The organism is Vibrio sp. 1401, from assembly GCF_033340295.1.
Map to the genome: position 1 here is coordinate 1 of NZ_JAWOWF010000705.1, position 553 is coordinate 553.

Genomic DNA, 553 nt, shown 5'->3' on the forward strand with positions numbered 1-553 from the left:
GCCCTTAATAACGCCTTTTTGTTCAACCAGAATCCAAGGTTCTCCTTCTACTCTCGCCAACGCATTGAACACTTCGCCTTTTTCAAGTTGCCCCAGCTTTGTACTCTCTACACTCGGTTTGGAGCGCAAATTTAACCCCGTTTTTGAACGATAGGAGACATCCATAAACTCCAGCTTGTTAGAGGTATCCACTCCCTCTTCTACTGGCCTGACTATCTCAGCTTGTTGCCACTCATTAGGTTGCACGCGGATCTTCCACCACGAATAGGTGTCAGGATCTTTGCCTTTGAATTTATCTCGGCTGTCCGACTCAAGCGCCACCAGCATTTGATTTAAGAAAGATTCCCGCCCTTCACTGCTTAAGTACATGTCCATTTGATCGCTGATCACCATAATACTTTGCGCATGATCGTTCACGATCACCGGAGAAGCCACCTCAGCATTCGTGTTTGATTGAAACAGCTGACAACCAGATAAGCTGATCAATGTTAATGCGAGTGCCGAACGTCCAAGTTGTTTTGCTGTGACCATGAATCCTTTACCTTCTGTTTCT

At 45.9% G+C, this 553-nt stretch carries 1 protein-coding gene; it reads right to left on the bottom strand.

Features of this window, described 5'->3' with window-relative positions:
- Nucleotides 1-531 (bottom strand): SH3 domain-containing protein (locus tag R7Z77_RS27700; RefSeq protein WP_318137353.1); only part of this gene is annotated, 531 nt, incomplete at its 3' end.
- Between the last annotated feature and the right edge of the window lie 22 nt (nucleotides 532-553).